This window comes from Brevibacterium sanguinis, from assembly GCF_039528855.1.
Taxonomy (GTDB): domain Bacteria; phylum Actinomycetota; class Actinomycetes; order Actinomycetales; family Brevibacteriaceae; genus Brevibacterium; species Brevibacterium sanguinis.
Map to the genome: position 1 here is coordinate 1 of NZ_BAAAMB010000004.1, position 13,873 is coordinate 13,873.

Consider the following 13,873-nt stretch of genomic DNA (forward strand, 5'->3'; position numbering starts at 1 on the left):
TCAGCACGACGCCCTCTCAGGAATCATGCGGTCTTGGAGTCAACCAAACCTTCGGCAGTCCCACCCGACGGTGTAGAGGGCGGGGAACGCCGGCAGGGAGAGCGCCGAGTCGGTCGTGTCGACGTCGATCCCGTTGACCTTGACCGTGCTCAGCCCCGGCGTGTCCACCGTCAGGGGCGCGAGCTCCGGCGACTGCAGCGTCCACTCGTCGAAGAAGACCGCGGTCTTGCCCGACTTCACCAGCGAGAACTCGGTCGTGCTCTTGCTCCCGCCGAGGTCGAACGTCGCCGACACGAGCGCCTGATCATCGGCGACATCGGCATCGGCGACCGAGATGTCGGTCGGCAGTGCCTTGGCGCCGCCGAGGATGTCGTTCGTCAGCAGCTGCCGCTGCTCGGCGGGCACGTCGACATCGGCGATCTCGAGAGCACCTTCAGCGTCACCGTCGGCGAGGCGCTGCAGATACTTCTCGACGGTGGCCTCCGGGCCGAACATTCCGCCGTTGACCTGCGTGACGACGATCAGACCCGCCACGAGGACGAGGACCGCCGCGCCGCTGATCACTCCGACGAGCGTCGCCTTCCTGCGGTTGAAGGGCTTGGCCGGCGGGGCCGCGGGATATCCGGCCGGAGGAACGGACGGCGGGGCCGCACTGCTGTTCCACTGCTGGGCGGTCGGCTGCTGACTCGATGCCGACGCAGCGTTCCCTGTCGTATAGGGGCCCGCCGCTGCCGTGTAGGGCGCAGACGAGTAGGGCGCAGACGCGTCCTGTCCCACGGTGGGACGGCCGGGGGAGGACCCTGCGATGGGGTGGGCAGGGGACTCCCCTGCCGGTTGTGATCCCGACGCCGAGGTGGTCGGCGCGGCGGACTGCGCATCTCCGGGATTGCTGCCACCGGACCCCGGGCCGCCCGCGGATCCGACGTATCCAGCCGATGCGACCGGGCCAGCAGATCCGGCGGAATCGGACGGGGCGACAGAACCGGAATGACCGGCTGGGCTGGACGTGCCGGCAGTTCCCGGGGAAGCCGCGCCCGACTGTCCGGGCGCACCCGCGTCACCGCCCGGCGCCGCGTACCCGGGTGCCACCGGTGGCGGCGGGGGCGGAGTCGATCCGCCGGCGACGGCATCGGGGTGGATGAGCGGATAGCGCGGTTCGCTCATCCCGAGGGCGTGTCCCCAGTGCGGATGAATCGCGCGCCCGGCGAGGAACTTCGCGACTCCGGGCATCGTCAGCGCCAGCCTCGGCCCGAGGGTGCGCGAGACCACCTCGATGAGACCGCCCCAGAGAGCGAAGATGAGGAACGACCAGGCCAGCACGCCGATGCCGGCCTCAGCCGCGCCCATGCCGCCGAACACCTCCGTCGCCTGTGCCGAGCCCTGCACAGCCGCGCGCAGAGGCAGCGCGAGAACCGAGAGCAGCCCCCACACCACGGCGAATGCGAGGGGGATCCGCCATGCGGTGCTCCACTGCCGGGGATCGGGGCCCTGCGCGGTCCAGTACGGACGCCGCGTGACCGTGGCGACGAGGGAGGCCGCGAGCACCGCGAGGACGACCGCGATCAGCCCCAGCCACAGCTGCCCCGGCACATCGTCGCTGAAGATCGTCAGCGTCTCCGAGAAGCCTCCGGACTCCATGCCGAACACGCCGGTCATCGAGGCGGTGAGGCCGCCGAGGTGGACGAGCAGTGTGAGGACGAGGCCCATGTTGACGAAGGTCAGGGGGACGAGCTGCCCGGGAAGGTCGAGCCCGAGAGGCAGGACGAAGAGGGCGACGACGGACATGATCGCGACCATGACGATGAGGTGGATCCAGGCGACGAGCGCGGCGGGGACGACCCAGCGGAGGAATCGCGCTCCGACCGCCTCGGTGCCCTTGAAATGACCGGCGATGCGACCCCACATGCTCACGGCGATGACGACGAGGAGTGGAAGGAAGAACGATCGCGGGGTGACCGCGGAGAACTCGAGGGTGGCGCCCTGACTGCCTTCCATGAGCGAGTAGCGGGCGGCGAAGATGAGCTGGAGGACGAAGAGCACGGCGGTGAAGGCGAGGGCCGAGATGCCGATGCGGATCCAGGTCGACCCCCGATTGGGGGAGGGGGAACGCAGCTCGCTCCACCGGGTGAACCACCACAGCGTGCCGAGGACGACTGCGGTGATGATGAGCGGGGCGCCGGAGAGGATGATGTCTCCACTGGCCGCGGCGAATCCGTCGGATTGGAACTCGAACCGCACGGCCGCCGAGCCGAACAGTGCCAGGGCGAGGAGGACGAAGGGGAGCGCGTAGCCGATCTTGTCGGTGCTCATGCCCGTGTACTCGGTGAATGAGTCGAGGTCGGACATCGAACCGGCGATCGCGGCAAGGATGATCGCAACGACGATGCCCGCGGCGAGGGCGATTCCCGGCGGGAGGAGGATCGCCCGCCACGTCGCACCCTGGGAGAGCGGAGCGGTGTAGCGCGATGACGGTCTCGGAGCACCGAGGTGGCTCTGACCGGGATAGGGCGAGCCCTGCTGGGCGTACGGCAGGCCCGGCTGCGGAGAGGGCTGGCCCGGGTAGGGCGAGCCCTGGTTTGGGTACGGCGAGCCCTGCTGGGCAGCGGGCTGGTTCTGCTGGGCGTACGGCTGGCCCGGTTGCGGAGAGGGCTGGCCCGGGTAGGGCGATCCAGCCGGTGAGCTTGCTGAGTCCGCCGCAGTTGAGGCGCCGTCGGCTGCACCCGACACCGGAGGCTGTGTTCCGGGTCGCTGAGGCTGTGTGCCCGGTGTGGGAGCTTGCACTCCTGGCGTCGTCGACGGCGTGTCCGGTGACGCATAGGGATCGGCGGCCTGCTTCGTTGCAGCGCCGGAATCGGCTCCGGCTGCGGAGGCCGCCGCTGCGGCCTCCGGAGAGAAGCGCGGATACTGCGCCGTCGCCTCGGTGGAGTCAGGAGCGGAATTGGTCGGTGGAGCTCCCGGCTTCACAGGGACGTCCGCCTCGCCGCCGAGGTCATCGGTTCCGGAGGCCGTGTCAGTGTCCGCGGCATTCGGCGAGTCAGCGGCAGGCCTGGCAGTTGCATCAGGCGTGGCAGAGGCGCTCGCCCTGCCGCCCTCTGGTGACTGGGCGGCCGGGGCTTCGTTGGTCGACTTCGCTGTGCCCGTGCCATTGACCTGGCTGGCCGCCGTCGTGTCAGCAGTGCCCTTGACCCCGTCGGTCGGCTTCGCTGCCCTGTCGGCACTGACCTTGTCGGCCCATTTTGCCGCGCCGGTTCCCTTGGCACCTTTGGTCGACTTCGCCGGTTCTGTGTCCTTGGTGCCGTCGGCAGTCTTCTTCTCCCCGGTGCCCTTGACCTCGCCGGTTCCCTTGGCCCTCCCGGTGCCCTTGGCGGCAGAGGCGGAGCCGGGCTTGCTGTTCGAGTCCTCGGGGGTCGGGCGACGGTCGGACTCGTCGTCGTGCCCGGATGGGGGAGATGTGGGCGTTCTGCTCATGGGGAGTCCTCCGACTGCTCTCGCACACCGGTCGCTGCAGTGCGCTTGACGTGGCCGCTGGTCTGACTGCGGTTTCCCTGCAGATCGATGTTTCCACCGATCCATTCAGTTGTAGTGATGCCCTTATATTAGGCTGAGAATGGCGATTGAAGTTTCCGAGAAGAGAACTTTTCGACCGACAAGTGATCTGGAGCTGCCGATGAGCACGAAACCGCCCCAGGGCAACGGCGACGAATGGCCGCGCGATGATTCGGCGGGCAGCGCTCGAGCGGAGAATCCTCGTGCCGACAATGCGTGGAACCAGAACGGCGACTCGGGATGGGGTCGGCAGTCCGACACCGGCTGGGGTCACGGCGCCAACACCGGAAGCGCTGACGCCGGACGCACCGACATCGGTTGGGGCCAGAGCGCCGATACGGGCTGGGGCCGCGGCGGCGGGGAACCGAACACGCCCTACATCGCCGAGCAGAACCCCGCGCGGCCCCCGCGCTCGCAGTCCGCGGCGACCGGAACACCAGGAGCCCCGCCCGCGAACGCGGCAACGCCGCCGTCCAACGCTGCGGCCTGGCCCGGAACTCCACCCGGCGCAACATTCCCGCAGCCACCGCCGAGTCCACCGGGCCCGAACCAGCCGCCGCCCGGAAACATCCCCGCCGGCGCCGCACCCGCCGGTCAGCCGCCTCGGCGCAGCAAGGGACTCATCGCCGCCGTCGTCGTGCTCGCGGTCATCGCCGCGGCCGCGATCGGATTCGGCGCCATGATGTTCCTCAACCGGGACGGTGACGAGGACTCCACTGTCGCAGCGACGACGGCACCGGCCGGCGAGGACGCCTCGACGGCTCCGAGCGCCGGGCCGAGCGAGGACGCTGCACCGAGCGACGATCCGGAGTCGTCCCCCACGCTTCCCGCCGACCCGAAGCAGGCGCTCGACCAGATCGTCACCACGGATCGGAAGACCGTCATCGCCGACCTCGACGGCAAATGGGTGCCCCAGCTGAGCTCGAAGAAAGTCGGACTCGAAGCGGAGGGGAAGACGTGGGAGCCGAAGGACATTCTCGCCGAACACGAGCAGATGCGAAAGGAATATCCGCGCGTACAACTGGTGTGGTCGGGGGATTTCGCGAGTTTCAAAGAAGATGATTTCTGGGTGACGATCGTCGGCATCGGCTATGACGATCCCGAGGACGCGCTGTCGTGGTGTTCGTCCAACGGTCTCGGTCCCGACAACTGCTACGCGAAGCAGCTGAATACCTCAGGAGGGTATGAGGGCACGACGCGTCTGCAGGACTGAGGAACCACCTCGGCCGAGGCCCCGCCGGTCCGACGCGGAACCCGGACTAAGATCGGACCATGACTTTCTGGTGGCAAGAGCTGAGAACCAACCTTGCCCGATCCTTCGATGACCGCTCTGACCAGCGGTGGAACCATGCGATCGCGACGATGCCGGTGTCCGATCGGGCCGCTGAGATGTTCCGCGAGGTCGAGGACGAATTCCTCATCACCGGAGCCGACACGCCGAGGTGGGACGACCCTCACCGCAATCCCGACTTCGAATGGGGCAGGGTCAACGGCCCCGACGATCAGGCCGACGTCACCGACCACGCGAAGTTCGACATCGTCCACGCCCGGGCCCGCGCATGGATCAACGTCCTGCGCCGGCGGGGAGGCAGCGCACGGGAGACCGCCGACGTCGACTGGGCGACCGATGATCCGTTCCTCGCATCCGCCGATCACGCCGAGGTGCTCACCAGCGGAGTCCCCGACAACCCCGAACTCGTCATCGGCTTCAACGACTACGTCCCCGATGACCACGGCGTCGACCTCGTCGCGAACGTCGTCATCGCCCTCGGCGATCCCGCGGTGTCCCTGGCCCGCGTGCCCGACTGCGGCTGCGACTTCTGCGACTACGGCTCCGACGTCCTCCTCCAGCAGCTCGACAGCCTCATCTTCTCGATCGTCGACGGCTCCGTCGAGGCGCAGTCCGGCGGACAGTACTCCGGCTACCGCACCTCGTTCGACGCGGCCGGAGAGCTCTCCGGCGACGCCGCGCACAAACCCGCGAAGCACCGGGCGCGCCCGTGGTTCGACGACTGGTCACCGCGTCCCATGCAGGACTGGGCCTGAGTTCGGGCTCACCCCGCCGAGGCGGTTCACCCCGCCGAGGCGGTTCACCCCGCCGAGGCGGCTGATGCCTCCTCGGTGAGCCTCGCGGCCACCGCGAGATCCTCCCACGACATCCCCGACCCCTTGAAGATCAGCGTCCGATCGTCGTCGACGACGACCTCGCCGGTGCTCAGCTGCTTCATCGTGATGAGAGTCTCCGCGTCGAGTGCGCCGTCGGTGATCGCGAGCACGACGTCCCCGCATTCGCGCAGCGCGGTGCCGACATCCTCGACGACGACCGCCGAGCGGGAGAACAGCGACGCCGGCAGCTCCCTGGCGTGCGGGTCGTGCGAACCGCACGCCATGACGATCGCACCCTCACGGACGAGGTCACCGTCGAAGAGCGGGCTGCTCGCCGTCGTCGCCGTGACGACGATGTCGGCCTCCCGCAGGGCGGCGTTCGCCTCGGCGGTGGTCGCTGCGATGACACGCCCGCGCTCACGGACCCCGGCGGTGACACGGTCGGGATGCCGGACGACGAACGCGACATCGGCGAGATCGACGTCGAGGACCTCGCGCAGGGTGTCGACGTGTCCGACGCCCTGCGGGCCCGCCCCGAAGACGACGACGCGCACGGGACCGGTGAACCGGGACAGCGCCGGTTCGACCGCCGCCACCGACACCGCCGGCGTGCGCAGGGTCGTCAGCGCCGCACCGTCGATGACCGTGCGCAGCTGCAGCGTTTCGGCCGCATACATGAGGTACTGCCCCTGGATGCGCGGCAGGCCGTGGTCGGGATTGTCGACCGAGACGCCGACGAGCTTGACCCCGACCCATGCGCCGAGCTCGGAGGGCATGAAGATCATGTTGCCGGCGCTGATGTCGGCGATCGTGCGCGGAATGTCATCGGCCGGATCGAAATCCCCGGCCAGTGCCTCGCGGAGGGCGGCGACCGCCTCGGCGGGGGTGAGGGCCGCGACCACCGCGTCGGCGTCGAGGTAGGTCACATCGTTCATCGTCACGTCCTTCCTCACTGCGGACCCCTCGCGCTGCGACGGTGCTGCGGGCCATCGGGTGTGCGGACATCCGACGGAGCGGAGCACCGGGTGGCAGGGGCGGTCACCACCAGGCTAGGTGATGCCGACCACAGGGCGAAGCACTGTCCGTGAGTCGGGCCGCACTGTCGTGCCGGCCGCCATCGCAGAGTCGCACCCCGGGTGCCGCGCGTGAGCATTGAGCGATGGATCCTCACGTCGTGCGTCGGGCGACGGCGTCAGCCGCCTCGGTGAGGACAGTGAGCGCTGCGGCGATGAGCGGCTGCCCCGCCGACCCGCTGCGGATCCCGGTGAGGATCTTCCGGGCCGGGACGGGATCCCCGCGCAGCGGCACGCGCACGGCGTCATAGCCCTCGGGCAGGTGAGCGAGGCGGGGGACGAGCGCGACGCCGAGCGAGGCCGAGACGAGCGCGGCGCCCGTCTCCCATTCATGGGACTCATGGGCGACCTCGGGGACGAAGCCCGCGGCGGCGCAGGCGGTGCGCACGAGGCGGTGGTAGGGCGTGCCGGGCCGATCGAGGATCCACTTCTCCTCGGCCGCCTCGCCGAGAGCCACCGACTCGCGTCCGGCGAGGCGATGATGGCCGGGGACGAGGAGATCGAGACGGTCGGTGAAGAGCGCGGACTGCTCGAACCGGGCATCGCTGCGCGGCGGCAGCGGATCGGTCGCGACGACGACGGCGATGTCGGCCTGGTCGGCGAGGAGCAGGTCGAAGCACTCCTGCGGATCGGCTTCGATGATCCGCGCCCCGGCACCGGGATGCGACGCCATGATGCGCTCGGCGGTGAGCGGCAGCAGGCTCGCCGCGGCCGTCGAGAAGCCGCACAGCCGCAGGACCCGCTGGCTGACGGCGTGCCCTGCCTCAGAGAGCTCCCCGCGGATCTCCTCCCACCGGGTGAACAGCTCCTGCGTGCGCTCGAGGAGCAGGTGACCGGCCGGCGTGAGCACGAGGGTGCGGCCGTGCTGTTCGAGCACGGTGACTCCGAGGTCCTTCGACAGGGTTCTCAGCTGGTGCGAGATCGCCGAGGGAGTGAAGCCGAGGCGCTCGGCGGCAGCCGTGACGGTGCCGACCTCGGCGAGGACGCGGAGGACGTGGAGGCGACGATCGATCATGCAATATTCTTTCACGACCATCCGCGAAATGATTCGCTTTTCTTCGTCTTCTGCCGCCTCGACACTGGAGTCACAGCGAGATGTCGGATGCTCGGCAGACGCCTCACCGCCAGCCGCAGGGGGCCGCCGGCCGCATCCCCGGCGGTACAGGGGACGCCGACCGCTGAGGCGGCCGATCCCCGGTGTGGTGGAGCGTCGGCGGAGGCGATCACCCGACTGGCCGAGGCGAGCACGATGCGGCAGAAGGTGAAAGGCAGGTGCAGAGATGACGATGGCTCCGCGGACCCGGTCCGCAACGGCTGCCCCGACCGACCACGTCGCCGCGCCCGCCCACCCCGGTGGGCCAGGCCCCCACCCCGGAGGGCCGGCTGCCCAATTCAGCAGTTCGGTCTCCGACCTCAGCGCACCGCCCGCCGACCTCAGCGCACCGGGCGCGCTCGACCGGCTCATCGACGAGCGTCGCCCCGGCTGGTCCCTCGAGGCCCCGTTCTACACCAGCCCCGAGTTCTTCGCCCGCGACGTCGAAGCGATCTTCGCCTCGACGTGGATCTTCGTCGGCACCGTCGCCGAGGTGCCCGAACCCGGCGACTACGTGACGATCGACGTGGGCACGTACTCGGTCATCATCATCCGCGACGACGATGACGCGATCCGGGCCCACCACAATGTCTGCCGCCACCGCGGCACCCGGCTGCTCAACGACCTGTCCGGGTCGGTGGGCAACATCGTCTGCAGCTACCACCAGTGGACCTACACCCCCGGCGGCGAGCTCATCTCCGCCGGTGTGCAGGCACCGGGCTTCGACCCCGCGTGCTTCTCCCTGCGTCCGGTCAATGTCCGAATCATCGCGGGACTGATCTTCATCTGCCTCGGACCGCCCCCGGACGACATCGCCGAGGTCGCCGACGTCATCGCCCCCTACATCGCACCCCACGACATCGCCGGGGCGAAGGTCGCAGCCCAGGTCGACCTCATCGAGGACTCGAACTGGAAGCTCGTCATGGAGAACAACCGCGAGTGCTACCACTGCGAAGCCGGCCACCCGGAGCTCACCTGCACCTTCTTCCCCACCTACGGATACGCCGCCGACGAGATCCCGGCCCGGCTGCAACCCGCCTACCAGCGCTTCCTCGATGCCGAGCGCCGACTCCACGACAACTGCGACCGCAACGGCGTGCCTTACGCCCTCGTCGAAGACCTCAGCGGACGCCCCACCGGATTCCGCATCGAACGGGCAGCCCTCGACGGGAAGGGTGAGTCGTACACGATGGACGGATCGGCCGCCTCGGCGAAGCTGCTCGGCGACCTCGACACCTTCACCCTCGGACGCGCCTCCCTCCACATCCAGCCGAACATGTGGTTCCACGCGATGGGCGATCACATCGTCACCTTCAGCCTCGTCCCCCTCGCCGCGGATCGGACGCTCGTGCGCACGACGTGGCTCGTCGACGCCGAGGCGGTCGAGGGCGTCGACTACGACCTGGAGAACCTCACGACGGTGTGGATGAAGACGAACGAACAGGACGCGACGTTCTGCGAGCGCGGGCAGCTCGGGGTGTCGTCCCCGGCGTACCTGCCGGGACCCTACGCCCCCACCGAGGCGCACCTCGACGAGTTCTGCACGTGGTACATCGAGAGGCTCACGGCACACCGGGAGAGGATGGACGGGCGATGAGATACATCCGGTCACCGTTTCCCATCGAGGCAGGCCCGCGGCCAGGGGCGGCGGCGAGCAAGGCGACGTTCCGCGTGCCGGCGCGGGGTGCGGGTGCGGCGGTCCCCGCATCCTCGGCCGCCACGGCAGCCACAGCTGCCGTCGCAGTGAGCGGCGTGCTGACGGCAACGGTGCCGTCCGCGACGATGGCCGGTGAGGCCGAGGGGATCACCGGTCTCGCCGAATGCGTCGGGATCACCCGGGTCACCCACGACATCATCACGATCGAACTCCGCGCACCGTGGCTGGCCTCCGCAGACTTCGAACCCGGGCAGTACCTCACGGTGCGCGTGCCCGAGCTCGGTCTCGAGCGCTGCTACTCGATCTCCTCGGCGCCGTTCGGCACGAACACGTTCACCCTCACCGTCAAGCGCGTGCCCGGCGGTGCGGTCTCGACGCATCTCCACGACGTTCTCCGCATCGGCGACACCCTCCACGTCGACGGCCCCTACGGCCTCTTCAGCACCAGCTTCCACCCTGCTGACAAGCACCTCTTCGTCTGTGCGGGCTCGGGGACCACCCCGATCATGTCGATGATCCGCGCACTCCTGGCCAACCAGTTGCCGGATCCCGTCGACATCGTCCTCATCCACAGCGCCTCGACGCCTGAGGACATCGTCTTCCGGACCGAGCTCGACCAGCTCGCCACCGTCCCCGGAGTCCGCGTCGTCGCGCACTGCTCCCGGGACGCGGCCGAGGAGAGATGGACGGGCCCGCGCGGGCGGATCGGCCGGGAGATCCTCGCCGAGGCGGCCCCCGATGCCTGCGATCGCGAGACCTTCGTGTGCGGCCCGGCTCCGTACATGGACACCGTTCGCCCGCTTCTCGCCGCGGTGGGTGCCCGGAGAGTGCACGAGGAGTCGTTCGTCTTCGGCACCGCGCCCGCAGACCGGGTGGCCAGGCACCGGGCCGAGCAGTCGGTCGTCCCGGTGCCTGGCGCGACGTTCGCGATCGACTTCGCGTCGAACGGCACGCGGGTCGCCTGCGATGCCGCCACCACCGTCCTCGAGGCCGCTGCCGCCGCCGGCCTGCCCGTCCCTTCGTCGTGCGGAGCGGGAATGTGCGGGACGTGCAAGTCGACACTCGTCAGCGGCGAGGTCGACATGCGCCACTCCGGGGGGATCCGTCCGAAGGAGATCGCCGCCGGCAGGTTCCTGCCGTGCTGCTCGACGCCGCTCAGCGACCTCGTCATCGAGCGGTGATCAGCGCAGCACGAATCCCGGTACGAGATCGTCCCGCGGGTCGACCTCGAAGGTGCACGTCGCGACCCGGTGTGCGGTGCCCGTGACGAGCGGGACGACACTGTCGGCAGAGGCCCAGCCGTTTCCACTGTCCCCGAGACCGTCAGCGCCCCCAGTGCCCACTCTGTCCCCGTGGTCGTCACTGCCCTCGAGTTCGGCGAGGACCCTGGCCCGGAACCGCGTGCCGACGATCGATTCGTGGAGCAGCGTCTGCCCCGAGTCGAGTTCGCCCGTCGCGCTCAGCGCCGCGATGCGCGCGGCCGTGCCCGACCCGCAGGGCGAGCGGTCGACCTGACCGTCGGCGAAGACCGTGACATTGCGCTGCCAGACCTCACCATCGACGCTGGTGCCGAGCCGGTTGACGATGATCGTCCCGTAGACACCGCTGAGGCGGTCATCGCTCGGGTGCGCGGTGGCCGGATGCCCGGCGAGAGCGGCCTTGACCTCCCTCCCGAGGGCGATGAGCTCGCCGAGGCGGTCCGGCTCGACCGCGATCCCCAACGCGTCCCCGTCGACGAGTGCGTAGAGCGCCCCGCCCCATGCGAGATCGACGGCGGCCTCTCCCCGTGCTGTCGTCACCGGGAGGCCGGTGGCGACGAGGCGGCTCGGCACATTGACGAAGTCGACCGAGGTGACCCCGCCCGTCTCGTCCGTGTGCACCGCCGCCCGGACCCTGCCCGAGGGGACGTCGATGACGACCTCGGTGATCCCGGAATCGTCGGCCTGAATGAGTCCCGACTCGACCGCCCAGACGCCCAGAGCCATCGTGCCGTGCCCGCACGCGGTGGAGAATCCGTCCTTGTGCCAGAAGAGCACGCCGAAGTCGGCGCCGTCGTCTTCGGGTGGGACGAGGAAGCCGCCGTACATATCGGCGTGCCCGCGCGGTTCGAAGCAGAGGAGCTGCCGCAGCCCGTCGACCTCGGCCGAGCGGGTCGCGAATGCCCGCCGGTCGGCGACGGTGGTCCCGGGGATGTCGACCGGGGGCTCCGGGACGATCCGGAACGGCTCACCGGCCGTGTGATAGTCGACCGTCGTCACGGTGCCCATGTCGCGCGGCCCTCCCCGGTGGTCGTCCGTCCTGCTCATCGACCCACCCCCATCCCGACCCGCAGGCCCTCGAGCACGGCGGCATGGACGTTGCGGGAGGCGACCGCGTCACCGATCCGGTAGAGCGCGAACGAGCCGGTCGCCTCGGCGGATGGATCCGGCTGCGGCTGCCCGCGCACCCACGCATCGAGGTCGATCTCCCCGCGATTGGACGCCCGGTCGCGCAGCTCGAGGTAGATCTCATCGTTGGGCAGCGTCCCGTGATCGACGACGACGGCATCCGTCTCGATCTCCGTTTCGAGGTCCGAGTATTCGCTGGTGAGGACCGCTCGCACCCCGGTGCCGTGCGGCTGCGTCGTCGTCAGGCGCTCGCCGAGGCGGACCTCGACCCCGCATTCGGAGAACGTCCGCAGGTAGGCCGGGGAGTTCATCGACCCGACGTCGATGCCGATCGTCCGCTCCGGGCTGACATAGGTGACGTGCTGGCCGGCGCGGGCGAGCCGTTCGACGGCGTCGAGGGCCGGGTACGCCCCGTGGTCGTCGAAGACGATGACGCGCTGTCGACCGCGGAGGTGATCGTCCATGACGTCCCACACGTCGAACGCGGCGAGGTCACCGGAGTCGGGGATGCCGCCGGTCGCGACGATGACGACGTCGGGGGCGAGCGCCAGTACCGCCTCGGCGTCGGCATAGGTGTTGAGGCGCAGATCGACGCCGTGCTTGCGGCACTGCTCGACCCGCCAGTCGACGATCCCGATGAGGTCGCGACGACGCTCGGACCGGGCGGCGATGCGGACCTGACCGCCGGGCGCGGAATCGGCTTCGAGCAGGGTGACCCGATGCCCGCGGACCGCGGCGACGCGGGCGGCCTCGAGGCCGGCGGGACCGGCGCCGACGATGACGACGTGCTTCGCCTCGGCGACGGAATCCGCGGGCACCTCCTGCGGCAGATCCGCCTCGCGGCCGGTCGCGGGATTGTGGATGCACGTCGCCGATCCGGACGTGTAGATGCTGTCGAGGCACATGTTCGCGCCCACGCACGGGCGGATGTCGTCCTCGCGGTGCTCGGTGATCTTGGCGACGAGGTAGGGGTCGGCCAGCTGTGCCCGGGTCATCCCGACGAGGTCGAGGCAGCCGTCCTCGATCGCGTAGCGCGCGGTCGGGACGTCGGCAATGCGGGCGGCGTGGAGGACGGGGATGTCGATGGCCTTGCGGATCCGGCGGCACGTCTCGAGCCACGGTGCCGAGGGCGTGCCCATCCCGGGGATCGCCTCGGCGAGGACCCGATCGGAGGAGATCGTGCCGACGTTGAGATTGAGGAATCCGAGGCCGTGGGCGGCGTAGGTCTCGAGCACATCGGTCGCCCGGTCCTCGCGCATGCCGTCGTCGCGGAGTTCGTCGACGGCCATCCGGATGCCCACGAGGAAGCCCGCGGGCACGGCGGCGGTGACGGCGTCGATGACGCGCAGCGGGAAGCGCATGAGCGCGTCGAGGTCGCCGCCCCACTCGTCGCTGCGCTCGTTGAGCCAGGACGCGAGGAAGGAGTCGAGGAGGTGACCGGCGTGCATGATCTCGAGGCCGTCGAACCCGGCAGCGGCGACCCGGGCGGCCGCGGCCGCGAAGTCGGCGACGATGCGGTCCATGTCGAAGTCCTCGAGGGCCTTCGTGAACGACCGGTGCGCGGCCTCCCTGGTCCGTGACGGCGAGACGAGCGGCAGCCAGTCCCCGGCGAAGTTCGACGAGCGCATCCCCAGATGCGTCGCCTGGATCATCACCGCGGCACCCTCGGCGTGGCAGTCCTCGGCGATCGCGCGCAGCCAGGGGATCACCTCGTCGGTCGTCAGGTCGATGTTGCCGAACGCGGCCGGCGAGTCCTTCGACACGATCGCGGACCCGCCGATCATCGTCAGCCCGACACCGCCGCGCGCCTTCTCCCGGTGGTAGAGGCGGTAGCGGTCCGTCGGCATGCCGTTCTCGGTGTAGGCGGGCTCGTGCGAGGTCGAGACGATGCGGTTGCGCAGGGTGAGTCCGCCGAGGTCGTACGGCTGGAGCAGCGGGTCGTCCATTCCTCCTCCATCGCAGGAACGGGTTCCGGAGCCGGAGCGGGGTTACCGGGCTGGAACGGATTGTC

9 protein-coding genes are annotated in these 13,873 nt (G+C 69.8%); 4 read left to right on the top strand and 5 right to left on the bottom strand.

The window, feature by feature from the left end; genetic code table 11:
- Positions 1–39: 39 nt before the first annotated feature.
- Entirely contained in the window at positions 40–3,468 is a 3,429-nt protein-coding gene (locus ABD154_RS04090) for a hypothetical protein (RefSeq protein WP_344250258.1), read from the bottom strand.
- 199 nt (positions 3,469–3,667) lie between these two features.
- Here ABD154_RS04090 and ABD154_RS04095 point away from each other — a divergent pair, with 199 nt between their 5' ends.
- Positions 3,668–4,759: a hypothetical protein gene (locus ABD154_RS04095; RefSeq protein WP_232623767.1), complete on the top strand. Its 1,092-nt coding sequence runs from the start codon at positions 3,668–3,670 to the stop codon at positions 4,757–4,759.
- 59 nt (positions 4,760–4,818) lie between these two features.
- Positions 4,819–5,592 (top strand): DUF6226 family protein, encoded by a 774-nt coding sequence (locus tag ABD154_RS04100; RefSeq protein ID WP_198500019.1) that lies wholly within the window; start codon positions 4,819–4,821, stop codon positions 5,590–5,592.
- A gap of 44 nt (positions 5,593–5,636) precedes the next feature.
- Here ABD154_RS04100 and ABD154_RS04105 read toward each other — a convergent pair whose 3' ends face one another.
- The gene (locus tag ABD154_RS04105) at positions 5,637–6,587 is read right to left on the bottom strand and encodes an ornithine cyclodeaminase family protein (RefSeq protein ID WP_198500018.1); all 951 of its coding nucleotides are present in this window, start codon (positions 6,585–6,587) and stop codon (positions 5,637–5,639) included.
- A 232-nt stretch (positions 6,588–6,819) separates the two neighbouring features.
- Positions 6,820–7,740: a LysR family transcriptional regulator gene (locus tag ABD154_RS04110; protein WP_198500017.1), complete on the bottom strand. Its 921-nt coding sequence runs from the start codon at positions 7,738–7,740 to the stop codon at positions 6,820–6,822.
- 265 nt (positions 7,741–8,005) lie between these two features.
- Between ABD154_RS04110 and ABD154_RS04115 the strand changes: the two genes are divergently transcribed.
- Positions 8,006–9,415: an aromatic ring-hydroxylating oxygenase subunit alpha gene (locus ABD154_RS04115; protein ID WP_232623766.1), complete on the top strand. Its 1,410-nt coding sequence runs from the start codon at positions 8,006–8,008 to the stop codon at positions 9,413–9,415.
- Positions 9,412–10,656, top strand: coding sequence for an FAD-binding oxidoreductase (locus ABD154_RS04120; RefSeq protein WP_232623765.1), 1,245 nt, complete (start codon positions 9,412–9,414; stop codon positions 10,654–10,656). Before ABD154_RS04115 ends, ABD154_RS04120 begins: the two co-directional genes overlap by 4 nt.
- On the opposite strand, the gene ABD154_RS04125 is transcribed toward ABD154_RS04120, so the two are convergent.
- Positions 10,657–11,781, bottom strand: a complete 1,125-nt coding sequence (locus tag ABD154_RS04125; protein WP_232623764.1) for a proline racemase family protein — start codon at positions 11,779–11,781, stop codon at positions 10,657–10,659. It abuts the gene before it with no gap.
- Positions 11,778–13,808 (bottom strand): oxidoreductase, encoded by a 2,031-nt coding sequence (locus ABD154_RS04130; protein ID WP_198500016.1) that lies wholly within the window; start codon positions 13,806–13,808, stop codon positions 11,778–11,780. The genes ABD154_RS04125 and ABD154_RS04130 overlap by 4 nt, the downstream gene beginning before the upstream one ends.
- Between the last annotated feature and the right edge of the window lie 65 nt (positions 13,809–13,873).